Source organism: Sphingomonas sp. BK580 (assembly GCF_014194975.1).
GTDB lineage: Bacteria > Pseudomonadota > Alphaproteobacteria > Sphingomonadales > Sphingomonadaceae > Sphingomonas.
In genome coordinates this window covers 253715-279975 of sequence record NZ_JACIAY010000002.1, presented here as the reverse complement: position 1 = coordinate 279975, position 26261 = coordinate 253715, and the positions used below count along the sequence as shown (strand labels likewise).

Here is a 26261-nt window from a genome sequence, read left to right as displayed (position 1 = left end):
GCCCCGCCCGGTTCACAGGAGCAGACGTCTTGGATCTCGACGCAATCCAGCAGATCTTCTTCCAGGAGTGCGAGGAAGGCCTGGCCGGCATGGAGAGCGCCTTCGCCGCGCTCCGGTCCGAACACTATGACGCCGAGACGATCAACGGCATCTTCCGGGCGGTCCACTCGATCAAGGGCGGCGCGGGGGCGTTCGGGCACGAGCGGCTGCAGGCCTACACGCATCAATATGAGACGCTGCTCGACCTGCTGCGCAGCGGGGCGCTGACGCTCACCCCGGCGCTGACCAACCTGATCGTCGCGGCCTTCGACATGCTCGCCGACCATGTCGCCGCCGCGCGCGACTCGGGCGAGGCGCCCGACGACGCGGTGATGCTGGCGCGGCTGATCGCGGCCGCCAGCGGCGACGAGGCGGTCGAGCCCGTCGCCGCCGCCCCCGCGCCGGCCGCGGCGAGCGCGGATGAGATCGCCTTCACGCCCGCGCCGATCAGCCTCGGCGACGACTTCGACGACCTGATGGCGATGCTGGGCGACGTCGCCCCCGCCGCGGCGACCGACGCCGACGCGCCCGCGCCGGGCGCGGTGCAGGACTGGGTGGTCACCTTCAAGCCCACCCCGAACGCGCTGGACAACGGCGGCGAGCCGCTACTGCTGCTACGCGAGCTGGTGCGCATGGGCGGACGAGTGCTGTCGTGCGACACGTCGGCGCTGCCGCCGCTCGCCTCCATCGACCCGGAGATCTCCTATCTCGGCTGGTCGATCGCGGTGCCGGCGAGCGTCGACGAGGACGACATCCGCTCGGTGTTCGAGTTCACCGACGGCTGCGCGGTGACGCTCTCGCAGGGGGTCGCCGCGCCGGCGCCGGTCGTCGAGCCGGCGCCGGCCGCGCCTGCCCCCGCGGCGGCCGCCGCCCCGGCACCGGCGCCCGTGGCGGCCGCCGCGCCGACGCCTGCCCCCGCCCCGGTAGCGGCACCCGTCGTCGCGGCACCGGCGCCCAAGCCGGCGCCGCCCGCGCCGGTGGTCGCCTCGGTCGTCGCCCCCGCCCCCACCGCGGTGGCGCAGACGATCCGCGTCGATCTCGACAAGCTCGACCGCCTCGTGAACCTGGTCGGCGAGCTGGTGATCACCCAGGCGATGCTGGCGCAGCGACTGTCCGAGAACAACATGGCGGGCATCTCCGAGCTCACCGACCTCGATCACCTGACGCGCGAGCTGCAGGAATCGACCATGGCGATCCGCGCCCAGCCGATGAAGACGGTCTTCAGCCGCGTGCCGCGCATCATCCGCGAGCTGGAGGGCGAGACCGGCAAGCGCGTCCGCCTCGACATCGAGGGCGAGATGACCGAGGTCGACAAGACCGTGGTCGAGCGGATCGGGGAGCCGCTGACGCACCTCATCCGCAACGCCGTCGACCACGGGCTGGAGACGACGGAGGAGCGGGTCGCGGCCGGCAAGCCGGCCGAGGGCGTGGTCACGCTGTCGGCGGCGCACCACTCGGGCCGCATCGTCATCACCGTCAGCGACGACGGTCGCGGCATCGACCGCGCGCGCGTCCGCGCCAAGGCGATCGAGCGCGGGATCATCCTGCCCGACGCGGTGCTGAGCGACGAGGAGGTCGACAACCTGATCTTCGCGCCGGGCTTCTCCACCGCGGCGACGGTCTCGAACATCTCGGGCCGCGGCGTCGGCATGGACGTGGTGCGCAAGAACGTTCAGGCGCTCGGCGGCCGTATCGGTATCCAGTCCAAGTTCGGCTCGGGGTCGAGCTTCTCGCTCAGCCTGCCGCTGACGCTCGCGGTGGTCGACGGCATGATCGTCACCGTCGGCGACCAGACCTTCGTGATCCCGCTCAGCCATATCGTCGAGAGCCTGCGCCCGACCGACGGCGCGGTCACCGCGATCGGCGTGGACGGCGCGGTGCTCGACGTGCGCGGCTCCTACGTGCCGATCTACCCGGTGGCCGAGCAGCTCGGCCTGGGCGGCGGCGAGCGCGATCCCGCCAACGCGGTGCTGATCGTGGTGGAGGCCGATCACGGCCAGGCCGCGCTGCTGGTCGACTCGATTCAGGACCAGCGCCAGGTCGTGGTGAAGAGCCTCGAGGCCAACTACCAGGCGATCGACGGGCTCGCCGGCGCGACCATCCTCGGTGACGGCCGCGTCGCGCTGATCATCGACGTCGACGCGCTGACGGCGCACCGCGTCCGCACGCCGCGACCGATGCTGGCGCACGCGGCATGATCCCCGCGATCGCCCTTCCCAGCGAGTCGGCGCTCAAGCGCGAGTTCCACTTCGTGCCGGCGGATCACCAGGCGATCGCGCGGATGGTCTACGACGAGCTCGGCATCCTGCTGCCCGACGGCAAGGCGCAGCTGGTCTATGGCCGCGTCGCGCCGCGCGTGCGCGCGTGCGGGCTCGACAGCGTCGGCGCCTATATCAAGCTGATCGAGCAGGACGCCGACGAGCGGTTGCGCATGTTCGACGCGATCACGACCAACCACACCGCCTTCTTCCGCGAGGCGCATCATTTCGAGGATTTCGTCGAGCGGCTGTGGCCGAAGCTGTCGCAACGCGTGCTAAGCGGCGGGCGCGTGCGGCTGTGGTCGGCGGCCTGTTCCAGCGGCGAGGAGCCGTACAGCTGGCTGATGGCGAGCTTCGGCACCGACCGCGGCCTGGCGCAGCGCGTGCTGCGCGCCGACTTCAAGCTGCTCGCCACCGACGTCTCGCCGAGCGTCCTCGCCACCGCACGCGCGGGCACCTACCCGGCGGCGACGCTGCGCACCGTGCCGACGGCGCTGCGCAGCACGTGGCTGAGCGGCCCGAGCGAGCGCCAGACGGTGGACGCGATGCTGCGCGACGCCATCGCCTTCCGCCCGCTCAACCTGCTCGGCGCCTGGCCGATGCGCGGCCGCTTCGACGCGATCTGTTGTCGCAACGTGATGATCTACTTCGACGAACCAACCAAAGCGCGGCTGCAGGCACGGCTCGCTGACCATCTGGAGACGGGGGGCATGCTCTATATCGGCCATTCCGAGCGGCTCGCCGACGAGGTCGCGCACCGCTTCGAGAGCGTGGGGCGCACGGCGTATCTGAAGGTGGGCGCATGAGCGTCCGCACCCTCGTCGTCGACGACTCGCTCACGATGCAGGCGCTGATCCGGCGCACGCTGTCGGTCGACCCCGCGATCGAGGTCGTCGGCACCGCCGCGAGCGCCGAGGAGGCGCGCGCGAAGATCAAGGAGCTCGATCCCGACGTCGTCACGCTGGACATCGAGATGCCGGGGATGAACGGGCTCGACTTCCTCGAGCGGCTGATGCGGCTGCGGCCGACGCCCGTGGTGATGCTGTCGACGCTCACCTCAGACGGGGCGGAGGCGAGCATTGCCGCGCTCGAGCTGGGCGCGTTCGAGTGTTTCGACAAGCTGGCGCTGCGCCGCGAGGGCGAGGCGATCCGCCTGCCGGCGCTGGTGCGCGCCGCCTCGGGCACGCGCCGCCGCCTCGCGCCGCTGCCGCCGAAGAGCGAGCCGCTCGACGGCAATTACCAGCCGCGCGAGAATTCGCTGATCGCGGTCGGCGCGTCGACCGGCGGGGTCGAGGCGCTGATCGAACTGCTCACCGGCTTCCCTGCCAACTGCCCGCCGACGGTGATCGTCCAGCACATGCCGGCGAGCTTCACCGCGAGCTTCGCGGCGCGGCTCGACCGGCTGTGTCGCCCGAGCGTGGAGGAGGCGCGCGCGGGCGCGCCGCTCCAGGTCGGCAAGGTCTATCTCGCGCCGGGCGGAGACCGTCACCTCGAGGTCGCGGGCAGCGGCGGCAAGCGCCACTGCCGCCTGCTCCAGGGACCCAAGGTGAGCGGTCACCAGCCCTCGGTCGACACCTTGTTCCACTCGGTCGCGCGCTGCGCCGGGGCGGACGCGGTGGGTGCACTGCTCACCGGCATGGGCGCCGACGGGGCCGAGGGCATGCTGGCGATGCGCACGACCGGCTCGGTGACGATCGGGCAGGACGAGGCCACCAGCGTGGTCTACGGCATGCCCGCGGTGGCGCATCGGATCGGCGCGGTGGTCCAGCAGCTCCCGCTGCGCCGCATCGCGCCGCGCCTGCTCCAAGAGTGTCGTGCATGAACAGCATCACGCTCCGCGACGGTTTCCGCCGCCTCACCGTGGCCCAGGGCGAGACCAAGGTCAGCGATCAGCAGGACGTGGTCCTGACCACCGTTCTGGGTAGCTGCGTCGCCGCCTGCTTCTACGATCCGGTCGCCAAGGTGGGAGGCCTTAACCATTATCTGTTAGCCGAGGGGAATGTGTCCGATCCCGCCTCGATGCAGCGCTACGGTGTCTACGCCATGGAAGTGCTGATCAACGCCATGCTCTCGATGGGCGCGGTGCGGTCGCGCATGAAGGCGCGCATCTTCGGCGGCGCGACGATGCGCTCGGGCTTCCGCGACATCGGCGGCGACAATATCGCTTTCGCGCGCCGCTTCCTGCGCGACGAGAAGATCCCGCTGGTCGGCGAGGATGTCGGCGGCAACGGGGCGCGCCGGGTCGAGTTCCGCGCCGCGCTGGGGTTGGCGCGCTGCCGCGTCGTCACAGAAAGCGCGCCGCCACCGGTGCTGCGCGCGAGCCCCGCCCCCGTCTCCGCGACCGCCGACGTCGGCGACGTCGAGTTCTTCTGATCTACCGCATTGCCCAGGAGCCTTTTCCCGTGACCAAGACGATCATGACCGTGGACGACTCGCCCAGCATGCGGATGCTGCTGCGCGCGGCGCTGACCGATCTCGGCTACAACGTCGTCGAGGCCGAGGACGGGGTGCACGCGCTCGAGACGCTGCACAATTTCGAGCCCGAGGAGGAGCCCGACCTGCTCATCACCGACATCAACATGCCGCGCATGGACGGTTTCGGGCTGATCGAGCAGGTCCGCGCCGACGGCCGTCGCACGCTGCCGATCCTGGTGCTCACCACCGAGAGCTCGGACGAGAAGAAGCAGCGCGCGCGCGACGCCGGCGCGACCGGCTGGATCGTCAAGCCGTTCCATCCCGAGAAGCTCGCCGCCGCGATCCGGCGCGTGCTGCACTGATCTCCCTCCACCGTCATCAGCGTCCCCGAGGAGCCGCATCATGTCCCGTCAGCTCATCACTTTCCAGCTCGGCGACCAGCATCTGGGCGTCGACATCATGGCGATCCGCGAGATCCGCGCCTGGTCGCCCGCCACCCCGCTGCCCAACGTGCCGAGCCACGTGCGCGGCGTGGTCAACCTGCGCGGCGTCGTGCTGCCGGTGCTCGATCTGCGCCACCGCCTCGGCTGGGGTGTCACCGATCCGACCGCGCGCCACGTCATCATCGTCGTGCGCATCGGCGAGCAGCTCCAGGGCATCATCGTCGACGCGGTGAACGATATCGTCACGGTGCAGACCGAGGACATGCAGCCGCTCCCCGACATGGGCGACGCCGCCGCGGCACAGTTCCTCGACGGCCTGGCCACGATCGACCAGCGGCTGATCCTGGTGCTCGCGCTCGAGCGGCTGGTGGAGCGCAGCGCGATGGCGGACGCCGCCTGATCGACGTGATAAAAGGTGCGTTTACGAATAAAGTCTAGGACGGGGTCATGGCTGGAACGAAAGTATTGGTGGTCGACGACTCGTTGACCATGCGTGCCCTGATCTCAGGCGCGCTGGAGCGCATCCCCGGGGTGGAAGTGGTCGGCATGGCCGATGGCGCGGCCGAGGCGCGCGCGCTGGTGGCCTCGTCGCGGCCCGACGTGATGACGCTCGACGTCGAGATGCCGGGCATGAGCGGCCTCGAGTATCTCGCCGAGATCATGGACACCAAGCCGATGCCGGTGATCATGTTCTCGACCCGGACGCAGGATGGCGCCGCCGAGTCGATCGAGGCGCTGCGGCTCGGCGCGATCGACTGTTTCCCCAAGCCGCGCGTCGCCGCCCCGGCCGAGCTGGACGCGATCATCGCCAAGCTCGCCAAGCGGCTCAAGGCGGCCAAGAAGGCCGACATCAAGCCTAAGGCACCGCCCAAGACCGCGAAGGCGCCGCCGATCGACTGGAACGGCCGGCTGCTGCTGGTCGGCGGTGATGCCTCCAGCACGAAGTCGCTGTTCGACCTCTTCTCGAGCTTCCCCGCCAACTGCCCGCCGACCGTGGTGGTGCAGCACCTCGGTGCCGGGCTGGTCGAGAGCATGGCGGAGAAGCTGGCCGAGCAGGTCGCGCCCAAAGTGGTGGTCGCCGCTGATGGTATGAAGCCGGAACAGGGCACGATCTATCTCGCCCCGCACGGCGACGCGCATCTCGTGATCGACAGCTGGCCGAACGGCACGTTGCGGCTGCTGCCGCGTGACCCGGTCGCGGGCGAGCGGCCGTCGATCTCGCTGCTGTTCGCCTCCGCGGCCAAGGCGGCGGCGAGCAACGCGGTGGGCGTGCTGCTGCTCGACTCGAACGAGGACGGCGCCGGCGGACTCAAGGCGCTCAACGCCGCCGGCGGTTACGCCTTCTCGCCGTCGGACGAGGGCGGCTACACCCTGGCCCGCGGGATGGTATCACAGCCGGTCGCGAGCGACGCGCTGGTCGCGGGCGTGCTCAAGATGTGCTCGAAATGAGCGCGGCGACGGTCGCGCGACCGCTCGCGCTGGCGCTCGCCGAGGAACTGGTGTTCGCCTCCAACCTGCTCAACGAGCTCGCCTATGATCTCGGCAGCAACAGCGAGACGCTGCGCCGCCACATGGCGAGCATCCAGCGGATCGACTATGTCACGCAGATCCAGCTGGCGGTCGCCGGCCTGCTTCGCGTCGACGACGCGTCGGACACCGCCATCGCCGCGGTGACGCTGCAGGACATGGTCGACCGTCTCCGCGCGACCCTGGCCTCGCTCGAGCAGCCGTCGGCCGCGGCCTGACGGGCCGGCGCATGCGCGGGTAATCGCGCTGGTTGGGGAATGAAGCGTGCCCCGGCGACCGCCGGAGCCTTGACCCGCCGGCACGACGCTCGCGACGCCGGGTCCTGTCCTCGCAGGAGCACGCTGGCGGGAGCGGTCAGTGAAGATCAAGCGATCGCCACCACGCGGTCGCCGAGCCGCTCGGCCTCGCCGCCATCGTGCGTGACCATCAGGATCGGCACCGTTCGCGCGTCGCGCACCCGCTCGATCGCGCGCGCCGCTTCCTCGCGTCGCGCCGCGTCGAGCGAGGACAGCGGCTCGTCGAGCAGCAGGAAGGTGGCGTCGCTCAGCAACGCGCGCCCGATCGCGATCCGCCGCGCCTCGCCGCCCGATAGCGTGCGCGGCCAGCGATCGAGCAGGTGGGTCACGTCGAGCATCGCCGCCACTTCCGCCAATCGCGCCGGGTCGGGCGCGCCGTACAGCAGGTTGGCGCGCACGCGCCGGTGTGGGAACAGCCGCATGTCCTGGAAGACATAGCCGACGCGGCGACGTTCCGGCGGCAGGTCGATCCCCGCGGCCGAGTCGTACAGCGTCCGTCCGCCGACGCGGACATGCCCACGCGCCGGTCGCAGCAGGCCGGCGACCATATCGAGCAGGCTGGTCTTGCCCGCGCCCGACGGACCGACCAACACGGTGAGCCCCTCCCCCACCGCGAAACGCGCGCCCACGTCGGATCCGCCGCGCGTGGCGGTGACGTCGACGTCAAAGGACACGGACGCCCCGCCCGGCGCGCCGCACCAGCCACTCCGCCACCACCAGGGCGGCGAGCGACAGCGCCACCGACGCCGCCGCGAGCCGCCACACCGCCGCCTCGCCGCCGGGTGTCTGCAGCGCCGCGTAGATCGCGAGCGGCAGCGTCTGGGTCTCGCCCGGCACGTTGGAGACGAAGGTGATGGTCGCGCCAAACTCGCCGATCGAGCGCGCGAAGCCGAGTACCGCGCCGGCCGCGATCCCCGGCGCCGCGAGCGGCAGCGTCACCGTCGCGTAGCTGCGCCAGCGTCCCGCGCCGAGCGTGCGCGCGGCCTGCTCGAGCCGACGGTCGACCGCCTCCAGCGAGAGCCGGATCGCGCGCACCATCAACGGCAGCGCCATCACGCCGGCGGCGATCGCCGCTCCCGTCCAGCGGAACAGGACCGAGACGCCGAACCATCGCTCCAGCGCGCCGCCGATCGGGCCGGCCGGGGCGAAGGCGAGCAACAGCAGCCAGCCGGTCACCACGGGCGGCACCACCAGCGGCAGGTGGATCAGCCCGTCCAGCAGCACCTTGCCCGGGAAGTGCCAGCGCGCCAGCACCCAGGCGAGCGCGAAGGCGACCGGCAGCGTCGCCAGCGTCGCGCTGCCCCCCACCAGCAAGCTGAGCCGCACGATCGCGGCGAGCTCGCTCACCGCGGCACGAAACCGCGGCGTGCGAGGATCGTCTGCCCCGACCGCGAGAGCAGGAAGCGACGGAAGCCCTCCGCCTCGCGCGCCGCGGGACCGTCGGTGAGCCGCGCGACGGGGTAGACGATCGGCGGGTGGCTGGCGCGCGGGAAGACCCCCGCGACCCGGACCTTCGCCGACGCGCGCGCGTCGGTAGCGTAGACGATGCCGTAGGGCGCCGCGCCGCGCTCCACCAGCACCAGCGCGGCGCGGACGTTCTCCGCACGTACGACACGGCCGCTCACCGCGTCCCAGGTGCCGAGCGCACGCAGCGCGGCCTCGCCGTATTTGCCCGCGGGTACCGCCGCCGGGTCAGCCATCGCCAGCGGCGCGCCGCCAAGCCGGCGTGCCAGCGCGGCGCCGCGGCGCGCGCTCACGTCGGGTGTGCCGGGGCGCGCCACCACCACCAGCCGGTTGCGCGCCAGCACCGCGCGCGTGCCCGGGACGATCCGGCCGCGACGCTCGACCTCGTCCATCCAGTCGGCGTCGGCCGAGGCGAACAGGTCGGCGCGGCCGCCCGCGACGATCTGTCGCGCCAGCGCTGAAGAGGCGGCGAACGAGAGCACCGGGCGCGGGTGACCCTGCCCGGCCCAGACATCGGCGGCGTCGGTCATCGCCTCCTGCAGGCTCGCGGCGGCCAGGACGAGCGGCGCGGCGCGCTCCTGCGCCAGCGCAGGGGCGGCGAGCAGCAGCAGGAGCAGCGAGAGGAGGGCACGCATGCGGGTGCCATCGCATCGTCTTGGCAGGGATTCAACAAGTGCGCGCGCTCCGTCGCCCTGATGATTCGGTTCGTCGCGATGACGGGAACGTCGTGCCCGTGCGCGGCGCTCTCACGGCATGCGTGCGCATCGCCCCGCCTCGTCGCTGATCGAACGGCTCGTCTACGATGACGACACGCGCACGCTGTTCGTCACCTTCCGCGCCGGGCGGCGCTACGCGTATCGTGACGTTCCGCGCACGACCTACGACGCCCTGGTCGGCGCGCCGTCGGCCGGCGCCTATTTCAACGCCGAGGTGCGCGACCGCTTCGAGGGCGCGCCGGCGGACGGGCGGCGGCGCTACCCGCTCGACGAGCGCGCCGCCTGACCCTCAGTTCTCGTCCCCCATGCGGAGCGCGGCGATGAAGGCTTCCTGCGGGATGCTGACGCTGCCGTACTCGCGCATCTTCAGCTTACCCTTCTTCTGCTTCTCCAGCAGCTTGCGCTTACGCGTCGCGTCGCCGCCGTAGCATTTGGCGGTGACGTCCTTGCGCATCGCGCTGATCGTCTCGCGCGCGATCACCTTGCCGCCGATCGCCGCCTGGATCGGGATCTTGAACAGGTGGCGTGGGATCAGCTCCTTGAGCCGCTCGCACATGCCGCGCCCGCGCACCTCGGCGGTGCCGCGGTGGACGATCATGCTGAGCGCGTCGACCGGCTCCTCGTTGACGAGGATCGACATCTTGACCAGGTCGCCCTCGCGGTAGCCGATCTGGTGATAGTCGAAGCTGGCATAGCCCTTCGACAGCGACTTGAGCCGGTCGTAGAAGTCGAACACGACCTCGTTGAGCGGCAGCTCGTACGTCGCCTGCGCGCGCCCGCCGACGTAGGTGAGGTTCTTCTGGATGCCGCGGCGATCCTGGCACAGTTTCAGGATCGAGCCGAGATATTCGTCGGGCACGTAGATCACCGCCTCGATCCACGGCTCGCTGATGCTCTCGATCTTGTTGGGATCGGGCATGTCCGCCGGGTTGTGCAGCTCGACATGCCCGCCGCCGTGGGTCAGTTCGATCTGGTAGACCACCGAGGGCGCGGTGGTGATCAGGTCGAGGTCGTACTCGCGGGTCAGCCGCTCCTGGATGATCTCGAGGTGAAGCAGCCCGAGGAAGCCGCAGCGGAAGCCGAAGCCGAGCGCCGCGCTGGTCTCCATCTCGAAGCTGAACGAGGCGTCGTTGAGCCGCAGCTTGGAGATGCTCTCGCGCAGCTTCTCGAAGTCGTTGGCGTCGACCGGGAAGAGGCCGCAGAAGACGACCGGCTGGACTTCCTTGAAGCCCGGCAGCGCCTCCGCCGCGGGACGCTTGGCGTCGGTCAGCGTGTCGCCGACGCGCGCCATCGCCACGTCCTTGATCTGCGCGGTGATGAAGCCGATCTCGCCCGGGCCGAGATCGGTCAGCTGCTCGATCTTGGGGCGGAAACAGCCGACGCGGTCGACCAGATGCTGCGTGCCGGCCTGCATGAAGGTGACCTGCTGGCCCTTCCGCAGCGTGCCGTCGATCACGCGCACCAGGATGACGACGCCGAGATACGGGTCGTACCAGCTGTCGACCAGCATCGCCTTGAGCGGCGCGTCGGCGTTCCCCTTGGGCGGCGGGATCTTGCGCACGATCGCCTCGAGGATGTCGGCGATGCCGATCCCCGACTTGGCGCTGGCGAGCACCGCCTCGGAGGCGTCGAGCCCGATCACGTCCTCGATCTCCGCCCGCACCTTCTCGGGCTCGGCGGCGGGCAGATCGATCTTGTTGATCACGGGCACGATCTCATGATCGTGCTCGATCGACTGATAGACGTTGGCGAGCGTCTGGGCCTCGACGCCCTGCGCGGCGTCGACCACCAGCAGCGCGCCCTCGCACGCGGCGAGGCTGCGGCTGACCTCATAGGCGAAGTCGACGTGGCCCGGCGTGTCCATCAGGTTGAGCGTGTAGGTCGCGCCGTCCTGCGCCTTGTACGAGAGGCGCACGGTCTGCGCCTTGATCGTGATCCCGCGCTCCTTCTCGATCTCCATGTTGTCGAGCACCTGCTCGCTCATCTCGCGGTCGGTCAGTCCGCCGGTGGCCTGGATCAGCCGGTCGGCGAGGGTCGACTTGCCGTGGTCGATATGGGCGATGATCGAGAAATTGCGGATCGTGTCGAGCGGGGTGGCCATGATCCGCGGGTGCCTAGCGCAGCGTGACCGAGCGCGCCAGCCATTCGGCGGCCGACACCCGTCTCACCCCGCGGCGTGGATGGCGTCGAGCGCGTTGAGGTAGCGGCGGCTCCCCTCGCCGCTCACCAGCGCCCAGCGCACGCCGCGGCGCTCCAGCTCGCGCTTCGACAGGTCGAAGAAGCGCTGGCGCGCCGCCCGGTTGCCGAACAGGCGGGTGCCGTCCGGCTGCCACGGCAGGTCGATGTCGAACAGCAGGTACAGGTCGGCCACGTTGTCCCAGCGCGCGAACCAGGGATCGCGACGGCCGAACATCATGTCCGCCCAGACCGCGGTCATCAGCGGGTCGGTGTCGAGGATCACCGGACGCGCGCCCGAGTCGACCGCCTTGCGCGCCTTCATGTCCTGCGTGTGCGCGATCACCACCAGGTCGGCCATGGTGAGATCGGTGCCGTAGCGCTCGCAATAGGTCCGCCCGAACTCGGCGACGCAGACCGAGTCGAACTGCTTGGCGAGCCGCGGCGCCATCGTCGACTTGCCCGTGCTCTCGGGCCCATGCAGGCAGATCGTGCGGAGGGTCACGCCGGCACCGCCAGCGCCGGCGCGGGTTGGCGCGCACGCCGCCACTCGATCAGCCCGATCACCGATAGCGCGAGATAGACCAGGTAGAGCGCGGCGAAGAGGTACAGCTGCTTGGCGAGGTAGAGCGGCACCGACGCGATATCCACCGCGATCCACAACCACCAATGCTCGATCGCGCGACGCGCCATCAGCAGCTGCGCCGCGACGCTGGCGGCGGCGATAGCGGCGTCCCACCAGGGATAGGCCGCGTCGGTGAGGCGATGCATCGCCGCCCCCCACAGCAGCGCCGCGGCGACGATCGCGCCCGCCCAGCCGAGCCGCGCGGGCGCGCCCAGCCGCTCCACCGTCACCTCGCCCGCGAGTCGTCGCTCGCGCTGCCAGGTTGCCCAGCCGTAGAAGTTGGCGACCACGAAGAAGGCCTGGAGCAAGGCGTCCGAGTAGAGCCGCTGCGCGAAGACGACGGTACCCAGCAGGGCCACCGAGCCGATGGCAGTGGGGAAGGTCCACACGCTGCGCCGCGCCGCGAACGCGACACAGGCGATTCCCAGCAGCGTGGCGACCCACTCGATCAGCGACATGGCGCCGGTCTTTCCACGCCCGCGCGCCGCCGCCAAGAGGCTTGCGCGCGGGCACGCACAGCAATCGTTCGGAGCCTGCGATTAGCCGCTTGCGCGCCGACGAAGCGCTGATATAAGCCGCGCCCTGTCGCCGGCCTCTGGGCTCGACGGCACCCTGGTCGGGGAATAGCTCAGCCTGGTAGAGCACTGTGTTCGGGACGCAGGGGCCGGAGGTTCGAATCCTCTTTCCCCGACCAATTATCTCCTTGTGAGATCAGATCAGATCTAGGTCGATCGCGGGTACCGCCCGCACCGGCGGCTGCGCTCGCGACGTTTGCCGTCGTCGCGCGTTCTCCGGGCTTCCGCAGGAGGACGACCATGGACGATCACCGCCAGCCCGAGCCGAACGACCTGGATGAGCCGCCCGCGGGTTCGGACCGCGCACCCGCGCCCGCGGTTCCGGTCGAGCGCACCCCCGACGTGCAGGAATCAGAGGCGCACCCGAGCTGAGCCTCGCCATGGCGCGCGGTCGGTCGCGCCGGACCGCGCGCGACGGGAACAAAGCGAGAGCGACCCGGTTCTCCTCGCATGACGAGCGACAGATGTCCTGTCCCGTTGTGAGGTAACCATGAAGAGCAAGACGCTGAGCCTGTTCCGCACCAAGCCCGTCGCGAGCGCGACCAAGCGCGTCAACGACGACCCCCGCGCCGGCCTTACGCCGGTCGAGGTGGCGATGCTCGAGCGCGCTGGCGGTGCGCGCGCCTGAGCGCCGTCGGCCCCGTCCGATCGTCGCGGCCGCGTCACCCCATGGGTGGCGCGGCCGTGTCGTGTCAGGCGAGGCCGCGGACGAGGGTCGGCGCGGGCCGGCGCCGCAGGCGCCAGCAGGTCCGCGCCACCGCGGCGAGCGTGAAGCCGAAGCCCATGGCATAGCCGGCAGCGATGATCATCTCGGGTGTCTCCGTCGCGCTCGAGTGCGTCGACCGGGCTGATCGCACATTAGGGTAAATATTCCCTCTCTGCCTGCCGCGCGGCACCGGCACGCGGCTGATGCGTATCCCTCGCTCATCCCATTGAGGAGCCTCGCGTGAGCGGACCCAAGCTATTCGAACCACTCGAGGTCGGCGGACTGTCGCTGGCCAACCGAATCGTCGTCGCGCCGATGTGCCAATATTCGGCCGCGGACGGCTGCATGACCGACTGGCACCTGATCCATCTCGGCCAGCTCGCGTTGTCGGGTGCGGCGCTGCTGACGATCGAGGCCACCGCAGTCGAGCCCGAGGGCCGCATCACCTACGCCGACGTCGGCCTGTGGGACGACGCCACCGAGGCGGCGATGGCGCGCGTGCTCGAGTCGGTGCGGCGTCACTCGGACATGCCGATCGCGATTCAGCTGGCACACGCCGGTCGCAAGGCGTCGACCGACCTGCCGTGGAAAGGCGGCAAGCAGCTCGCGCCCGATCATGCCAACGGTTGGCAGACGCTCGCCCCCTCGCCGCTCGCCTTCGCCGGTGACGAGAACCCGCCCACCGCGCTCGACCGTGACGGACTGGCGCGGGTGCGCGACGCCTTCGTCGCGGCGGCACATCGCGCGGCGCGGCTCGGGATCGACGCGGTCCAGTTGCACGGCGCGCACGGCTATCTGCTGCACCAATTCCTCTCCCCACTGTCGAACCGGCGCGACGACGACTATGGCGGCAGCCTCGAGAACCGGCTGCGCTTCCCGCTCGAGGTGTTCGACGCGGTCCGCGCCGCCTTCCCCGCCGAGCGATCGGTAACGATGCGGGTGTCGGGCAGCGACTGGGTCGAGGGCGGCTGGGACGCCGAGCAGACGATCGCCTTCGCCCAGGCGCTGCAGGCGCGCGGTTGCGCCGCGATCCACGTCTCGAGCGGCGGCCTCGACCCGCGCCAGGACATACCGGTCGGGCCGAGCTACCAGGTGCCGCTGGCGCGCGCGGTGAAGCGGGCGGTGTCGATCCCCGTCGTCGCGGTCGGGCTGATCACCGACTATGAGCAGGCCGAGGCGATCGTCGGCACCGGCGACGCGGACCTGATCGCGCTGGCTCGCACGATCCTCTACGACCCGCGCTGGCCCTGGCACGCCGCGGCGCATCTCGGCGGGCGAGTGAAGGCGCCCGACCAGTATCTGCGATCGCAGCCGCGCCAGTATCGCTCGCTGTTCGACGTGGAAGGCAGCGCGGAGAGCTGAGCTCCGGGCGGGGCGGCGTGATCCGCCCCGCTACCGCTCCCGCGCCCGCGCGTAGATCGAGTCGAGCAAGGCAGCGGTGCGCACGAACCGCTCCGCCCCCTCGTCGAAGCGCGCGCCCGCGGCCAGCCGCTCGGCCCAGTCGACCGCGGCGCGGCCGCCCCAGTCGTCCGGCGGCAGCGCCAGTGTCTCGCGCGCGGTGCCGCGGAAATGCTCGGCCGTGAAATCGTAGAACGAGCCGCCGACGTTGCGCAGCGCCGCGCCCCCCGCCGCGCCGTAGAAGGCCGCCTCGATCACCGCGTCCTGCCCGGCGTGGAGCCGCCAGGAACAGGCCAACCGCAGCGTCACGCCACTGCCCAGCCGGACCGTCGCGACCGCATAATCCTCTACCGCCTCCGCATCGAGCGGTGCGCCGCCGGCATAGAGCGCGGCGTCGGTGACCTCCGCCTCCGGGAAGCCAGTGAGCCACAGCGCCAGGTCGGCGAGATGGATGCCGAGGTCCATCACGCAGCCGCCCCCCGCCTGTGCCCGGTCGTAGAACCACGGCTTGTCCGGGCCGTAGGCGTTGTGGAAGGTGAGATCGATCGCGAACAGCCGGCCGAGCGCGTCGCGGGCGAGCAGCTCCCCGATCTGGCGCACCCCCTCGGTGAAGCGGTACGACAGATCGAGCCCGAGCAGCCGATCGGCCGCGCGCGCTGCCGCCACCACCGCCGCCGCCTCGCCAGCGTCGCGCCCCAGCGGCTTCTGGCAGAACACCGCCGCGCCCGCCTCGAGCGCCCGGATCGACTGGTCGGCGTGGAGCGCGCTCGGCGTCGCGATCACGACGCCGTCGAGTTCGAGCGCGAGCAACGCGTCGAGCGACTCGACCGCCCGCAGTCCCGGCGCGAGCGCGAGCGCCTCGCGCCGGTTGTCTGATCCCGGCTCGCAGACCGCGACCGGCTCGATGCTGCCGCTCGCGATCATCGCCGCCATGCGGTGGCGCCCGATCCAGCCGGTGCCGAGGAAGCCGACGCGCGGCTTGGCCGCCCTACCCAAGGTCGATCACCGCCTTGACGAAGCCGAGCGGCTTGTCGCGCGTCGCCGCGATCGCGGTGTCGAGCTCGCCGAGCGGGTAATGATGAGTCAGCAGCGGCGCGAGATCGACCCGCCCGCTCGCCACCGCCTCGACCGCTTCTTCCAGGCCGCGCCGGTTGACGCGCGGGTCGCGCTCGTGCGCGTTGATCACGTCGATGCCCTTCCAGTTCCAGTCCTGCATGTTGACCTGGCGCGGCCCGTCCTGGTGATAGCCCGCCACGATCAGCCGCCCGCCGAATCCGGTGATCGCCGAGGCGAGGTCGAGCGGCCATTGCTTGCCGACCGCCTCGATCACGCGCTCGCACAGCGCCTCGCCGGTGAGCTGCCTGACGCGTTCGATGATCGCCCAGTGGTCGTCCATCGCGATCGTCTCGGCGGCACCGTAGCGGGTCGCGAGCGCGAGCGACTCAGGCCGCCGCGAGATCGCGATCACCCGCGCGCCCGCGTCGCTCGCCAACTTCGTCAACACCGCGCCGAGGAAGCCGATGCCGACGATCGCCACGGTCTGACCGGGCTCGATCGCGCTGCGGCGGAAGATGTTCATCGCGCACGCCAGCGGCTCACCCGGGAAAGCGCTCCCGTCGAGCGCCGCCGGGAGTCGCACCAGCTGGTCCACCGCCGCCACGTCGTACGGCGCGAAGCTGTGGGCCGACAGCATCGTGACCCGCTCGCCGAGCGAGACATCGCTGACGCCCTCGCCCAGCGCGTCGACGACGCCCCAGCCCTCATGCCCCATCCCGCCGGCCTCGGTGGGATAGGTCGACCACGGCTGCCCCTCCCACGGCTCGACGTTCGAGGCGCACACACCGCAGCCTTCGAGCCGCACGCGCACCTCGCCCGCGCCCGGCTGCGGTAGCGGTGCGTCGCGCACCTCGAACCGTCGCGGCGCCACCAGCACGGCGGCGCCCATCATGCTTCCATTATCGTACGACAATCGTTGGACTTTCCATGAATGAACCGCGTGATCTCAACGGCGCTCTCGCCGACAACATCCACCGCCTCGCCGAGCGCCAGCGCCGTGTCGAGGCCGAGGCGCCGTGGTCGGACCGACTGGCGGGACGGATCACCGCCTTCACGGGGTCGATGATCTTCGTCGCGCTGCACCTGACCTTCTTCGGCGGCTGGATCGTGTGGAACCTGTGGCTGTCGCCCAAGTTCGACCCGACCTTCGTCGTGCTGGCGATGATCGCGTCGGTGGAGGCGATCTTCCTGTCCACGTTCGTCCTCATCAGCCAGAACCGCATGGCCGCACAGGCGCAGGCCCGCGCCGACCTGGACCTCCACATCAACCTGCTCGCCGAGCATGAACTCTCGCGGCTCACCGCCCTCGTCCGGCAGATCGCCGAGCGGGTCGGTGTCGAGCCGCCGGAGGATACCGCCGAGATCGAGCGCGACGTGCGCGCCGAGGACGTGCTCGACACGCTCGACCAGGTTACGCCAGCGCCGCCTGGCGCGTGACGTCGGCGGGCGCGTAGCGGTCGATCATCCACGCGCAGAAATCGGCGAACGCCTGCGGGTCGCGCGCCGCGCTGGTGTGATGCGGCTGGATGCCGAGATGTTCGGGCGTGAAGCAGAAGGTCACCGTCGTATCGAAGTCGGCGAGCGCCTCCATCTGCCGGTCGAACCAGTCGACCGCGTTGGGCCGGAAGCTGTCGGCCCAGCTCAGACCGGTGCGCAGCTTCTTCGTCCCCAGCCGCTTCATCCACTCGACGGCATCATCGAGCCGCGGGTCCTCGAAATGGAACCATTGCATCAGCCCCATCTCGCTCGCCACCTTGGCATAGCTGTCGAGCGACGGCTTCGGCGTGCCGTCGGCGCGGATCAGCCCCATGTAGAAGTGGCGGTAGTAGCTCGACCCCTCGGCCTCGCGGTGGCGCGTGGTGGCGCCCCACTCCTGCGGCAGGTCGAACAGCGAGTACCAGTAGATCCGCGGCACGCGCCCGATCAGCAGCTCGGCGGTCTTCTCCACGCCGAACACCTGCACCTCTTCCGCGCCGAAGGAGCCGACGCCCACCTCGGTGACCCACACCGGCTTGTCGGTGACTGCCTCGATCTCGGCCACCTTGGCGGGCCAATCGTGGATCGACCACAAATTCCAGTCGAGCGGGAATCCGTGCACCGCGAGCACGTCGACGGCGTCGAGGCAGCCGTGCGCCTCGAGCCGTCTCACCCACAGCGGATCGATCGGCGACATGCCGCCGAGCACGCGGGTCACGCCGGGGTTGACCGACGCGATCGCCGCCCCGGCGCGCGAGACGGTGTCGGCGAACTTGCTCCAGTCGGGATCGACTTCCGGATCCCAGTGCGACTTGTTGTTGGGCTCGTTCCAGATCATCGCGGCTTCGATCACGCGCTCATTCCCCTCACGCTCGTGGCTGGGCCGGATAGACGGCGGCGGGCCCATGCTGCGCAAAGGGCACGTCGGCGACGCGGCAGAGATAGACGTCATCCTGCGGATGCGCCACCACCGCGAAGCCCGCGGCACGCAGCATCGCCTCCGAGCAGGCACGGTTGGGCGCCCACCAGTTCGTCCAGTCGCCCGCGAACTTGCGCTCGATGAAGTGCATCTTCGGATAGGCCGGATCGTCGAAATAGGGCGGCGGCGTATAGGTGCCGGGCAGGAAGAACGGGTGGTCCTCGGGCACGTCGCTGAGGCCGGTCGAGCCCTGCTGCATCGTCTGGAACAGCATCAGGTCGCGCGCGACATGCTCGCGGATCAGGTCCAGCGCGAGCAGCGGGTGGCGCAGATGGTAGAGCACCCCCATGAAGATCACGAGGTCGAAGCGCTCGCCCAAGGTCGTCACGTCATAGACCGAGAGTCGGCGGAACTCGACGCTGTCGCCGAAGCCGAGCGCATCGGTGGCAAGTCGCGCCTGCGCGAGATAGCGCTCGTCCCAGTCGATACCGACGACGCGCGCCGCCCCGCGGCGCTTCATCTCGACCGAGTAGAAACCGGCGTTGCAGCCGATGTCCAGCACCGACTTGCCAGTGAGATCATCGGGCACGCAACTGGCGAAGGCGCGAAATTTCTCGCGCGGATAGTCGCCCAGGAAGTGATCGGGAGCGGTGGTCAGCCCGCCGCCGAGATCGATATTGTGAAACCATGGCGCGAGCGCGTCGACCCGCTCGCGCAGCCCCTCCCCGGCAGATGGCATTCGATCCCCTTCACCCGTTCGTTACGCCAACGAACGATTTCGAAGGGCGTTCCATCTACTTAGCCGCGAGCCGCACGCCCCTGCGCCACGGTGCGGGGCGGTCGCCGGCGGCCAGCCGGACGAAGCAGCGACCGCCGCGCGCGCGATAGCCGCGGCACAGCTCGATCGCGTCGCCGCGCGCGATGCCGCCGACGGACAATCGATAGCGCGTGCTGCCCTTTCCCGCGGGGATCCCTGTCGGACGCAGCCGCGCGAGCACGGGCCAGCGCCGCAGTGCGCCGCGCCAGCCGTCACGTGCCACCGCGACGTTCTCATAGGCGCCGAGCTGGATGACGTAGCCGCCCGACCTGAGCGGCCGCTGGTACGACGCGACCGGCGCGCGCGAGGTCGGTGCGGTTGCGGCCGGCGGGACCGGGCGAGACACCAACGGCGGCGCAGTCGGCGGGACGATCTGCGACACGAACGCGGGTGGCGGCGGGGCGGCGACCGCGACCGGAGCCGCCGCCGGGACGGGCGCGACGAGCGCGAGGGCGAGCGGTAGACCGGGGTCGCTCACCGGCGTGATGCCGAGCAGCGCGGCGACCTGATCCGACGCCGCGCGCGGCTGTGCCAGTGCTGCCCAGGCGGCGAGCCGGCGGTCCACCGCGTCGGCCGGCAGATCATAGGCCGCGAGCGCGCGCGCCTGCGGCCACTGCCCCGCGAGCGCGAGCGTGAGCGCGAGGTTCTGTCGCGTCTTCGCATCGGCCTCGGCGCGGCGCACGGCGGGCATCAACACCTGCAGCGCTCCCGGCAGGTCGCCCGCGAGTGCGAGCGCCAGCCCATGGTCCGACGCGGCGATGCCGCCGGCGTGCGCCGCCAGCGTGGCGCGCGCGCGATCCCATCGCCCTAACGCGACTTGCGCCAGCGCGAGGTCGAGCGCGGCGGCATGGTCGTCGCCGCGGAGCGTCAGCGCGTCCTCGAAGGCGCGCGCCGCCGAGACGAAGCGGCCGGCGCGCAGATAGGCGACGCCGAGCAGCCGGCGGTGCTCGCCGTCCGCGGGGGCATCGGCGACCGCGACCTCGCTGTCGCGCACGGCGCGGTTCCACCGCTGCTGCGCGAGCGCCTGGCGCGCGCGCTCGGCGTACTTCGCGGCATCGGCGGTGCGCACGCCGCCGTCGCTCGTCGCCGACGCGGGCACGACCACCTCCGCCAGACCGACGCCGAGCAGCGCCAGGCTGAGCGCGCCGATCAGCGCGACCCGCCTCACGCCGCGTCCGCCGCGAGGCGATCGAGCGCCTCGGTCAGCAGGGCCTGTGCCGAGACGCCGCGAGCCGCCGCCGCTTCTCGCAGCCGCCGGTGGCGCTCGCCGTCGAGCCGCAGCGTGAAGGCGACCCGCTTCCCCGCTGCCAGCGCTGTCGCGCGCGCGGCCGGCGCCGGCGCGATGCCCAGATGGGCGATCAGCCGCTCGCGTGCGGCGAGCACAGCGGGCGGTGCGGCAGGCGTCGCCTCTCCCATGTCGTTCCAGCCCAGCTCATCACCCGCGCGTGCCAGCTCCGTAAGCGTGTCGACGCGCCGCATCGCCGGGCGCGCCTGCCCCTTGCGCGCGAGCAGCCCGGCGCTGAGCGAGGCCATCGGTTTGGTCCCGAACATCACGCCACCACACGCCGGCCGAAGCCAGCCCCTTGCGGCCGCGTCGGCGTCGTGCCCGGCTTGGGCGCCGCAAACACCGTGCGGCGGAAGTTCTTCTCGAGCCGGTCGGAGACATAGCTCCACAGCTCGACGATCTCACCGGCGGAGCGGCCCTTCGGATCGACCTCCATCACGGTGCGACCGTCGATCATCGAGGCCGCGAAATCAGTGCGCTGGTGGACCGTGATCGGCGCCACCGTGCCGTGCTGCGACAGCGCGATCACGGCATCCGAGGTGATCCGCGCCTTCGGCGTGGCGGCGTTGACGACGAACAGCAACGGCTTGCCCGAGCGCTCGCACAGATCGACCGTGGCACCGACCGCGCGCAGGTCGTGCGGGCTCGGGCGCGTCGGGATCACGATCAGCTCGGCGACCTGGACGACGCTCTGGATCGCCATGGTGATCGCGGGCGGAGTGTCGATCACCGCCAGCTTGAAGCCCTCCCCCCGCAGCACCTCGAGATCCGCGGCAAGACGGGACACGCTGGTCTGCGCGAAGGCGGGGAACTCGTCCTGCCGCTCGTTCCACCAGTCGGCCAGCGAGCCCTGCGGGTCGATGTCGATCAGCACGACGGGCCCGGCGCCGGCGCGCTGCGCCTGCACCGCGAGATGCCCCGAGAGCGTGGTCTTGCCCGATCCGCCCTTCTGCGATGCCATCGCGAGTACGCGCATGTCGCCGCCATGTCCCCCGTTGTTCCGTCGCCGGCATGCCAGCGCGAGGTGGACGAAGCGTTAACGACGGGCGCGAACCAGTCTGTCCTCTCGATCCTCTCCGCGCGCGGGAAGGATAGTGCCAGCCGCCCTGCCGCGGACAACGCCGCGATCGCTGGGAGCGATCTCAGCTGCACAACGGCCGAACGCGGTGTTGGAGGACGTCGGCGAGCGGCAGGCCACGTGAAGGCGCGGGCTCTCCACCACTCGCCGTCGCCGCTGAGCCTCAGGCGGACGTGGTGCCGTGGCGACAGGCCCCTCCCCGCCGAACCGGGAGGATCACCCTCAGCCCTTCGGCTCGTCGCCGTAATAGAGTTCGCCGATGCGGATCTCCTCGCGCCCCTGCGAGACCCGGTGCGCGTTGGTGTCGCGCAGCGAGTAGACGCAGCCGCAATATTCCTGCTGGTAGAAATGCTCGCGCTTCGAGATCTCGATCATCCGCGCCGCGCCGCCGCCCTTGCGCCAGTTGAACGTCCAGTAGCTGATGCCCGGGTAAGGCGCCGCGGCGCGCTCGCCGCAGTCGTTGATCTGGGCCATGTTCTTCCAGCGCGAGATACCCAGCGACGAGGTGATCACCGGGAAGCCGTGCTCGTGCGCGTACAGCGCGGTGCGCTCGAAGCGCATGTCGAAGCACATCGTGCAGCGGATCCCGCGCTCGGGCTCCTGTTCCATTCCGCGCGCGCGCTTGAACCAGTTGGCGGTGTCATAGTCGGCGTCGACGAACGGCACGTCATGCGCCTCGGCGAAGCGGATATTCTCCTCCTTGCGGAGGAGATACTCCTCCTTGGGGTGGATGTTGGGATTGTAGAAGAAGATCGTGTAATCGATCCCGCTCGCGGTCATCGCCTCCATCACCTCGCCCGAGCAGGGCGCGCAGCAGGAGTGGAGCAGCACCTTCTGGGCACCGTCGGGGGGCGTGAGGATCGGTCGCTGGAGGTCGCTGGTCATGCCCCGCGCTCTAGCCGATCGCTGCGCGAAAGTCATCGCATCGCGGCCACCTGACACCCTATATCGCGCGCGTGAGCGCCCCCGCGACCCGCAAGATCATCCATATCGACATGGACGCCTTCTACGCGTCGGTCGAGCAGCGCGACGCGCCGGAGTTGCGCGGGCGCCCGGTCGCCGTCGGCGGCGCACGCGCGCGCGGCGTGGTGGCGGCGGCGAGCTACGAGGCGCGCGCCTTCGGGGTCCGCTCGGCCATGCCCTCGGTCACCGCGCTGCGGCGCTGCCCCGAGCTGGTGTTCGTGCCGCCGCGCTTCGACGTCTATCGCGCGGTGAGCCGACAGATCCACGCGATCTTCGCCGACTATACCGCCCTGATCGAACCGCTCTCGCTCGACGAGGCCTATCTCGACGTCACCGACGACCCGCGCGGACTCGGCTCGGCCAGCGCGATCGCCGAGCAGATCCGCGCCCGCATCGCCGCCGAGACCCGCCTCACCGCCTCGGCCGGGGTCAGCTACAATAAGTTCATCGCCAAGCTCGCCTCCGACCAGAACAAGCCAAACGGCCTGTGCGTGATCCCGCCCGGGCACGGTGCCGCCTTCGTCGCCGCGCTGCCCGTCAAGCGCTTCCACGGCGTCGGGCCGGTGACCGCGGCGAAGATGGCCAGGCTGGGGATCGAGACCGGCGCCGACCTGCGCGATCGCGACATCGCGTTCCTGCGCGCGCAGTTCGGCAGCCACGCCGACTATCTCCACGCCGCGGCGCGGGGGATCGACGAGCGCCCGGTGCGCGCGCACCGCGAGGCCAAGTCGGTCGGCGCCGAGCGCACGTTCGAGAGCAACCTGTCCGAGACGGCCGCGATCGAGGCGGCGCTCGAGCGCGTCGCCGACGCGGCATGGGCGCGGATCGAGCGCGCCGAAGCGCGCGGCCGCACCGTGACGCTCAAGCTGCGCCGCGCCGACTTCGCGACGATCACGCGCGCGCGCTCGCTGGCGACGCCGATCCGGGACCGCGCGCAACTGGTGGCGATCGGTCGCACGCTGTTGGCGCCGCTCCTGCCGGTGGAGGGTGGAGTCAGGCTGCTGGGCCTGACGCTCTCGGGGCTGCAACGCGACGAGGTGCCGGCGCAGGCGGCGCTGCCGCTCGGGTGAAGGCCCATGCGGCGGCGCGGGGAGCGACGGGAAAGACGTGAGCCGACCTCGTCCGCCGCGCCGATAGCCCTGCTGATGTGCGCGCGGTTGCCGTCGCCACCCGTGACGCGACCGTTCGACCGCTTCTCGAGTGTTCACATGGTCTGCACGGTGTCCCCGCCTCCAGCCGGTGTGCGGGTGCCCGACGCGCTATGACGAGCACGGCGTCTCGACCCTGGTCGCGGCCGAGGCTTCGCGCGAGGCGCGGTGCAGCGACGTCGCCGAACCGCATCTTCGGCTCCGTTGACGGAGGAGAAGCCCTCGCTCATCGGCTATCGCGGCTCGCAGACGAGGAGAATCAGCGATGAAGCCACCGATCGGCCCGACCACCCGCCTGTGCATGTCGCTCGCCGCGCGCCCCGGGACCTTCGGCTCACGCTTCCACAACCACCTCTACGACGCGCTCGGGCTCGACTATGTCTACAAGGCCTTCACCACCGCCGACCTCGAAGGCGCGGTGCGCGGCATCCGCGCGCTCGGTATCCGCGGCTGCGCGGTCTCGATGCCGTTCAAGGAGGACGTCATCCCGCTGCTCGACGGGCTGCGCGACTCCGCCGCGGCGATCGACAGCGTCAACACGATCGTCAACGACGACGGACGGCTGTTGGGCTACAACACCGACTACAGCGCGGTGCGCGCGCTGGTCGAGCCGCTCGTGCGCGCGCCGTTCCTGCTGCGCGGCAGCGGCGGCATGGCGAAGGCCACCGCGACCGCGCTCGTCGACGCCGGCTTCGCCGCGGGCGTGATCGTCGCGCGCAACACGGCCAAGGGGCGCGCGCTGGCGGAGGCGCTGGGCTGCGACTGGGGGGTCGATGGGGAGACGCTGCGCGCGCCGGTGCTGGTCAACGTCACCCCCCTCGGCATGACCGGTCCGGACGCCCAGGCGCTCGCCTTCACGCCCGCGCAGGTCGAGGCGGCCGAGGTGGTGATCGACGTCGTCGCCAAGCCGGTCGAGACGCCGCTGCTTGGGCTGGCGCGCGCGTTGGGCAAGCGCGTGATCACCGGTGCCGAGATCGCCAAGCTTCAGGCGCTCGAGCAGTTCGTGCTCTACACCGGGGTGCGGCCCAGCGCGGCGCAGGTCGCGGCGGCGGAGGCCTATGCGTTGGCGGCATGATCGGCTGGGTCGCCGTGCACCGATCCCGTTCCAGCCAAGCGTCGGCGGCGACATGGCTCCGCCGGCGTGAGCGAGGGCGCGGCCTCGCGGCGCCGAGATGCAGAGGCATCGCGTTGAGGTCAGGAGGCGCTCGCGGAGCGGCTGATCGTTCCTGCGCCGGCGCTCGGCCGGCTGGTCCTCCGTCGGTGCGTTGGGCCAACCCTTCTCTCCCCAGATCGGCTCATCGATGCTCCACTGCTGCCTCGCGCCCGACGGCGCAACCAGGCGCGGGTCGGAGACGAGACGAGCGGCGCCCGTGCGGTCGGAGCCCGCTCAGGTAAGAGCGGCGCGCGTGATGACCGTGCGCGACACCACATCGGGGCCATAGGTCTTGAGCGCCGCGGCGTGGACGAGTTCTCGCAGCACCTGCAGTTGCGGAACGTAGCCGTCCGCCGGACCGGCGATGGGCGCGGCGAAACTGGTGCGGTTGACCGCGTCGGCGAGCACCGGCAGCCCCGAGCGTATCTCATGCTCGTGCCGGACCGGCACCTCGATCTCCGCGTCGAAGCTGAGATAGCCGAGCAGATGACCGTCGGTCCCGACCAGCGGCGCGGTCAGCGTGCCGATCGGCATGAACTCGCGCCGCGGGGCGGCCGCGAATATATTGTCACCTGCCACCCAGTGACTCACTTCGATGGCGCTCAGGCTGCCGACGGCGACACCGCAGAGTAACACGAGCAGACGACGCGCGAATGGAGGCACCGCGATGTTCCTTGAAGCTCAGAAGCGAAGGCTGACGTCGCGCGGCAGCGCGGAAGGTTCGGACAGCACGATGATCGCGATCCGTCGATTCTCGGGGCGGCTCGGCTGGTCGGGATAGACCGGCTGCGTACCGGCGCGCGCGACGATCTGCGCGAACCGGTCCGGCGACAGTCCGTCCGCCACCAGCGCGTCGCGCGCCGCCTCCGCCCGGGCGCCCGATAATCGCCAGTTCGCCGCGCTCTGCGCACCACCCTCGGCGCTCGTATGCCCCTCGATCGCGAGCTGCGCCTCGACATGCTGGAGCCGGCGCGCGACGTGCGCGAGCAGCGCGCGGCCGTAGCCATTCAGCTCGGCGGTCGGCCCGGCGAAGATGCTCTGCTGCGCGGTATCCATCAGCGTGATGCGAATGCCGTCACGCTCGCGCTCGACCTGCACCGCGCGCGGCCCCAGGGTAGCGTTGGGCGCGAGTTCGAGCGCGATCCTGAGCTCGTCGGCAAGCGCGCGCCGGCTGGCGGCCGGGATGTTCGCGGTGCCGCCGCGCGACGCGCCGACGGTGCCGGCCTCCGCGCTCAGGATACCGGAGGCCTCTGACTGGTCACCCTGCGCACGCCGCAGTCGCCCCCCGGTGCCCGGCTCGAGTTCCGGCTGATCGGACTGCGCCGCCGGCGCCATGGTCGTCACCGCGGTGGAGAAATATTGCGCCAGCCCCTTGAGCCGACCCTTGTCGGGCGTCGCGATCAGCCACAGCAGCATCGACGTGCAGCTGAGCTTCGGACCCGAGGGCGACCTCCGCGCCGTGGTCGCGAGCGACAATCGCGCCGCGCTCGACCTGCTGCGTCACGACCTCGATCAGCTGCAGCGGGCCCTGGCGGACGCGGGTGTGCGCGCGCACGCTCAGTCGTTCCACTTCTCGGAACGGCAGTCGGGGGGCGGTCAGCGGTGGGAGGCGGCCGTCGCGCGCGACCAGCGCTATGCCGCGCTCACGGAACCCACCGCGGACCGCCCCACCGCCACTGCCACGCCCCGCCGGCTGCGCTCGAGCGGCCTCGTCGACGTCTTCGCCTGA

32 protein-coding genes and 1 tRNA gene are annotated in these 26261 nt (G+C 71.0%); 17 read left to right on the top strand and 16 right to left on the bottom strand.

Features of this window, described 5'->3' with window-relative positions; translation table 11 throughout:
* The first annotated feature begins 29 nt into the window (after positions 1-29).
* From FHY05_RS04560 to FHY05_RS04525, 8 genes are read left to right on the top strand one after another with little or no spacing between them, the layout of a single operon-like run.
* Entirely contained in the window at positions 30-2237 is a 2208-nt protein-coding gene (locus tag FHY05_RS04560) for a chemotaxis protein CheA (RefSeq protein ID WP_183943212.1), read from the top strand.
* Positions 2234-3103: a protein-glutamate O-methyltransferase CheR gene (locus FHY05_RS04555; protein WP_183943211.1), complete on the top strand. Its 870-nt coding sequence runs from the start codon at positions 2234-2236 to the stop codon at positions 3101-3103. The genes FHY05_RS04560 and FHY05_RS04555 overlap by 4 nt, the downstream gene beginning before the upstream one ends.
* Entirely contained in the window at positions 3100-4119 is a 1020-nt protein-coding gene (locus tag FHY05_RS04550; protein WP_183943210.1) for a chemotaxis response regulator protein-glutamate methylesterase, read from the top strand. Before FHY05_RS04555 ends, FHY05_RS04550 begins: the two co-directional genes overlap by 4 nt.
* Positions 4116-4670 carry a chemotaxis protein CheD gene (locus FHY05_RS04545; protein WP_183943209.1) on the top strand — a complete coding sequence of 185 codons (555 nt, stop codon included), beginning with the start codon at positions 4116-4118 and terminating at the stop codon, positions 4668-4670. The genes FHY05_RS04550 and FHY05_RS04545 overlap by 4 nt, the downstream gene beginning before the upstream one ends.
* A gap of 29 nt (positions 4671-4699) precedes the next feature.
* Positions 4700-5074, top strand: a complete 375-nt coding sequence (locus tag FHY05_RS04540) for a response regulator (protein WP_183943208.1) — start codon at positions 4700-4702, stop codon at positions 5072-5074.
* Between the two features lie 40 nt (positions 5075-5114).
* Positions 5115-5555 (top strand): chemotaxis protein CheW, encoded by a 441-nt coding sequence (locus tag FHY05_RS04535; protein ID WP_183943207.1) that lies wholly within the window; start codon positions 5115-5117, stop codon positions 5553-5555.
* 47 nt (positions 5556-5602) lie between these two features.
* The gene (locus FHY05_RS04530; RefSeq protein WP_183943206.1) at positions 5603-6604 is read left to right on the top strand and encodes a chemotaxis protein CheB; all 1002 of its coding nucleotides are present in this window, start codon (positions 5603-5605) and stop codon (positions 6602-6604) included.
* Complete coding sequence (locus FHY05_RS04525) at positions 6601-6900, top strand: hypothetical protein (RefSeq protein WP_183943205.1); 300 nt, start codon at positions 6601-6603, stop codon at positions 6898-6900. The genes FHY05_RS04530 and FHY05_RS04525 overlap by 4 nt, the downstream gene beginning before the upstream one ends.
* Positions 6901-7046: 146 nt before the next feature.
* Here FHY05_RS04525 and FHY05_RS04520 read toward each other — a convergent pair whose 3' ends face one another.
* From FHY05_RS04520 to modA, 3 genes are read right to left on the bottom strand one after another with little or no spacing between them, the layout of a single operon-like run.
* On the bottom strand, positions 7047-7652 hold the full coding sequence (locus FHY05_RS04520) for an ATP-binding cassette domain-containing protein (protein WP_183943204.1): 606 nt from the start codon (positions 7650-7652) through the stop codon (positions 7047-7049).
* Positions 7642-8325, bottom strand: coding sequence for a molybdate ABC transporter permease subunit (gene modB, locus FHY05_RS04515; protein ID WP_183943203.1), 684 nt, complete (start codon positions 8323-8325; stop codon positions 7642-7644). The genes FHY05_RS04520 and modB overlap by 11 nt, the downstream gene beginning before the upstream one ends.
* Positions 8322-9077, bottom strand: a complete 756-nt coding sequence (modA, locus tag FHY05_RS04510) for a molybdate ABC transporter substrate-binding protein (RefSeq protein WP_183943202.1) — start codon at positions 9075-9077, stop codon at positions 8322-8324. Before modA ends, modB begins: the two co-directional genes overlap by 4 nt.
* A 118-nt stretch (positions 9078-9195) precedes the next feature.
* Between modA and FHY05_RS04505 the strand changes: the two genes are divergently transcribed.
* Positions 9196-9444, top strand: a complete 249-nt coding sequence (locus FHY05_RS04505; protein WP_183943201.1) for a KTSC domain-containing protein — start codon at positions 9196-9198, stop codon at positions 9442-9444.
* A gap of 3 nt (positions 9445-9447) precedes the next feature.
* Here the strand turns inward: FHY05_RS04505 and lepA are convergent, their stop codons facing one another.
* The 3 genes from lepA to pnuC form a co-directional block, all read right to left on the bottom strand.
* On the bottom strand, positions 9448-11259 hold the full coding sequence (gene lepA / locus FHY05_RS04500) for a translation elongation factor 4 (protein ID WP_183943200.1): 1812 nt from the start codon (positions 11257-11259) through the stop codon (positions 9448-9450).
* Positions 11260-11322: 63 nt separating this feature from the next.
* Positions 11323-11838, bottom strand: a complete 516-nt coding sequence (locus FHY05_RS04495; RefSeq protein ID WP_183943199.1) for an AAA family ATPase — start codon at positions 11836-11838, stop codon at positions 11323-11325.
* Positions 11835-12416 (bottom strand): nicotinamide riboside transporter PnuC, encoded by a 582-nt coding sequence (pnuC, locus tag FHY05_RS04490; RefSeq protein WP_183943198.1) that lies wholly within the window; start codon positions 12414-12416, stop codon positions 11835-11837. The genes FHY05_RS04495 and pnuC overlap by 4 nt, the downstream gene beginning before the upstream one ends.
* A 159-nt stretch (positions 12417-12575) precedes the next feature.
* Here pnuC and FHY05_RS04485 point away from each other — a divergent pair.
* From FHY05_RS04485 to FHY05_RS04475, 4 genes are all read left to right on the top strand, one after another.
* A tRNA-Pro gene (locus FHY05_RS04485) sits at positions 12576-12652 on the top strand.
* Positions 12653-12773: 121 nt separating this feature from the next.
* Positions 12774-12905, top strand: coding sequence for a hypothetical protein (locus FHY05_RS22400; RefSeq protein ID WP_260181213.1), 132 nt, complete (start codon positions 12774-12776; stop codon positions 12903-12905).
* A gap of 118 nt (positions 12906-13023) precedes the next feature.
* Positions 13024-13161: a hypothetical protein gene (locus FHY05_RS04480; protein WP_183943197.1), complete on the top strand. Its 138-nt coding sequence runs from the start codon at positions 13024-13026 to the stop codon at positions 13159-13161.
* Between the two features lie 318 nt (positions 13162-13479).
* On the top strand, positions 13480-14601 hold the full coding sequence (locus FHY05_RS04475; protein WP_183943196.1) for an NADH:flavin oxidoreductase/NADH oxidase: 1122 nt from the start codon (positions 13480-13482) through the stop codon (positions 14599-14601).
* A gap of 30 nt (positions 14602-14631) precedes the next feature.
* Here FHY05_RS04475 and FHY05_RS04470 read toward each other — a convergent pair whose 3' ends face one another.
* Together FHY05_RS04470 and FHY05_RS04465 are read right to left on the bottom strand one after the other, a co-directional pair.
* On the bottom strand, positions 14632-15633 hold the full coding sequence (locus tag FHY05_RS04470; protein ID WP_260181212.1) for a Gfo/Idh/MocA family protein: 1002 nt from the start codon (positions 15631-15633) through the stop codon (positions 14632-14634).
* Positions 15626-16585: a zinc-binding dehydrogenase gene (locus FHY05_RS04465; RefSeq protein ID WP_221191003.1), complete on the bottom strand. Its 960-nt coding sequence runs from the start codon at positions 16583-16585 to the stop codon at positions 15626-15628. Before FHY05_RS04465 ends, FHY05_RS04470 begins: the two co-directional genes overlap by 8 nt.
* A gap of 35 nt (positions 16586-16620) precedes the next feature.
* Here FHY05_RS04465 and FHY05_RS04460 point away from each other — a divergent pair, with 35 nt between their 5' ends.
* The gene (locus FHY05_RS04460) at positions 16621-17130 is read left to right on the top strand and encodes a DUF1003 domain-containing protein (protein ID WP_183943195.1); all 510 of its coding nucleotides are present in this window, start codon (positions 16621-16623) and stop codon (positions 17128-17130) included.
* Here FHY05_RS04460 and FHY05_RS04455 read toward each other — a convergent pair.
* The 6 genes from FHY05_RS04455 to FHY05_RS04430 all read right to left on the bottom strand — a co-directional run bounded on the left by FHY05_RS04455 (position 17105) and on the right by FHY05_RS04430 (position 22153).
* Positions 17105-18022: a glycosyl hydrolase gene (locus tag FHY05_RS04455; protein WP_183943194.1), complete on the bottom strand. Its 918-nt coding sequence runs from the start codon at positions 18020-18022 to the stop codon at positions 17105-17107. The genes FHY05_RS04460 and FHY05_RS04455 overlap by 26 nt on opposite strands.
* A gap of 13 nt (positions 18023-18035) precedes the next feature.
* Positions 18036-18827 (bottom strand): TIGR04290 family methyltransferase, encoded by a 792-nt coding sequence (locus tag FHY05_RS04450; protein WP_183943193.1) that lies wholly within the window; start codon positions 18825-18827, stop codon positions 18036-18038.
* 55 nt (positions 18828-18882) lie between these two features.
* The gene (locus FHY05_RS22770) at positions 18883-20073 is read right to left on the bottom strand and encodes a tetratricopeptide repeat protein (protein WP_183943192.1); all 1191 of its coding nucleotides are present in this window, start codon (positions 20071-20073) and stop codon (positions 18883-18885) included.
* Positions 20070-20456, bottom strand: coding sequence for a hypothetical protein (locus tag FHY05_RS04440; RefSeq protein ID WP_183943191.1), 387 nt, complete (start codon positions 20454-20456; stop codon positions 20070-20072). The genes FHY05_RS22770 and FHY05_RS04440 overlap by 4 nt, the downstream gene beginning before the upstream one ends.
* Positions 20456-21166, bottom strand: coding sequence for a ParA family protein (locus tag FHY05_RS04435; RefSeq protein WP_183943190.1), 711 nt, complete (start codon positions 21164-21166; stop codon positions 20456-20458). Before FHY05_RS04435 ends, FHY05_RS04440 begins: the two co-directional genes overlap by 1 nt.
* 324 nt (positions 21167-21490) lie before the next feature.
* Positions 21491-22153: an epoxyqueuosine reductase QueH gene (locus FHY05_RS04430; protein ID WP_183943189.1), complete on the bottom strand. Its 663-nt coding sequence runs from the start codon at positions 22151-22153 to the stop codon at positions 21491-21493.
* 62 nt (positions 22154-22215) lie between these two features.
* On the opposite strand from FHY05_RS04430, the gene dinB reads away from it, so the two are divergent.
* On the top strand, positions 22216-23301 hold the full coding sequence (gene dinB, locus FHY05_RS04425) for a DNA polymerase IV (RefSeq protein ID WP_409321612.1): 1086 nt from the start codon (positions 22216-22218) through the stop codon (positions 23299-23301).
* Positions 23302-23644: 343 nt separating this feature from the next.
* Positions 23645-24454 (top strand): shikimate 5-dehydrogenase, encoded by an 810-nt coding sequence (locus FHY05_RS04420; RefSeq protein WP_183943188.1) that lies wholly within the window; start codon positions 23645-23647, stop codon positions 24452-24454.
* 312 nt (positions 24455-24766) lie between these two features.
* Here the strand turns inward: FHY05_RS04420 and FHY05_RS04415 are convergent, their stop codons facing one another.
* Positions 24767-25195 carry a hypothetical protein gene (locus FHY05_RS04415; protein WP_183943187.1) on the bottom strand — a complete coding sequence of 143 codons (429 nt, stop codon included), beginning with the start codon at positions 25193-25195 and terminating at the stop codon, positions 24767-24769.
* 18 nt (positions 25196-25213) lie between these two features.
* Positions 25214-25948, bottom strand: a complete 735-nt coding sequence (locus FHY05_RS04410) for an OmpA family protein (protein ID WP_183943186.1) — start codon at positions 25946-25948, stop codon at positions 25214-25216.
* 4 nt (positions 25949-25952) lie between these two features.
* Between FHY05_RS04410 and FHY05_RS04405 the strand changes: the two genes are divergently transcribed.
* Entirely contained in the window at positions 25953-26261 is a 309-nt protein-coding gene (locus FHY05_RS04405) for a hypothetical protein (protein ID WP_183943185.1), read from the top strand.

Bases quoted from the DNA above. Each gene is read 5' to 3' on its own strand.
- FHY05_RS04435 (WP_183943190.1), bottom strand. From the start codon at position 21,166: ATGCGCGTACTCGCGATGGCATCGCAGAAGGGCGGATCGGGCAAGACC.
- FHY05_RS04480 (WP_183943197.1), top strand. From the start codon at position 13,024: ATGAAGAGCAAGACGCTGAGCCTGTTCCGCACCAAGCCCGTCGCGAGC.
- FHY05_RS04545 (WP_183943209.1), top strand. From the start codon at position 4,116: ATGAACAGCATCACGCTCCGCGACGGTTTCCGCCGCCTCACCGTGGCC.
- FHY05_RS04465 (WP_221191003.1), bottom strand. From the start codon at position 16,585: ATGATGGGCGCCGCCGTGCTGGTGGCGCCGCGACGGTTCGAGGTGCGC.
- FHY05_RS04535 (WP_183943207.1), top strand. From the start codon at position 5,115: ATGTCCCGTCAGCTCATCACTTTCCAGCTCGGCGACCAGCATCTGGGC.
- FHY05_RS04450 (WP_183943193.1), bottom strand. From the start codon at position 18,827: ATGCCATCTGCCGGGGAGGGGCTGCGCGAGCGGGTCGACGCGCTCGCG.
- pnuC (WP_183943198.1), bottom strand. From the start codon at position 12,416: ATGTCGCTGATCGAGTGGGTCGCCACGCTGCTGGGAATCGCCTGTGTC.
- FHY05_RS04555 (WP_183943211.1), top strand. From the start codon at position 2,234: ATGATCCCCGCGATCGCCCTTCCCAGCGAGTCGGCGCTCAAGCGCGAG.
- modA (WP_183943202.1), bottom strand. From the start codon at position 9,077: ATGCGTGCCCTCCTCTCGCTGCTCCTGCTGCTGCTCGCCGCCCCTGCG.
- FHY05_RS04430 (WP_183943189.1), bottom strand. From the start codon at position 22,153: ATGACCAGCGACCTCCAGCGACCGATCCTCACGCCCCCCGACGGTGCC.
- FHY05_RS22400 (WP_260181213.1), top strand. From the start codon at position 12,774: ATGGACGATCACCGCCAGCCCGAGCCGAACGACCTGGATGAGCCGCCC.
- FHY05_RS04505 (WP_183943201.1), top strand. From the start codon at position 9,196: ATGCGTGCGCATCGCCCCGCCTCGTCGCTGATCGAACGGCTCGTCTAC.
- FHY05_RS04420 (WP_183943188.1), top strand. From the start codon at position 23,645: ATGAAGCCACCGATCGGCCCGACCACCCGCCTGTGCATGTCGCTCGCC.
- FHY05_RS04440 (WP_183943191.1), bottom strand. From the start codon at position 20,456: ATGTTCGGGACCAAACCGATGGCCTCGCTCAGCGCCGGGCTGCTCGCG.
- FHY05_RS04460 (WP_183943195.1), top strand. From the start codon at position 16,621: ATGAATGAACCGCGTGATCTCAACGGCGCTCTCGCCGACAACATCCAC.
- FHY05_RS04550 (WP_183943210.1), top strand. From the start codon at position 3,100: ATGAGCGTCCGCACCCTCGTCGTCGACGACTCGCTCACGATGCAGGCG.
- FHY05_RS04525 (WP_183943205.1), top strand. From the start codon at position 6,601: ATGAGCGCGGCGACGGTCGCGCGACCGCTCGCGCTGGCGCTCGCCGAG.
- FHY05_RS04410 (WP_183943186.1), bottom strand. From the start codon at position 25,948: ATGCTGCTGTGGCTGATCGCGACGCCCGACAAGGGTCGGCTCAAGGGG.
- FHY05_RS04530 (WP_183943206.1), top strand. From the start codon at position 5,603: ATGGCTGGAACGAAAGTATTGGTGGTCGACGACTCGTTGACCATGCGT.
- lepA (WP_183943200.1), bottom strand. From the start codon at position 11,259: ATGGCCACCCCGCTCGACACGATCCGCAATTTCTCGATCATCGCCCAT.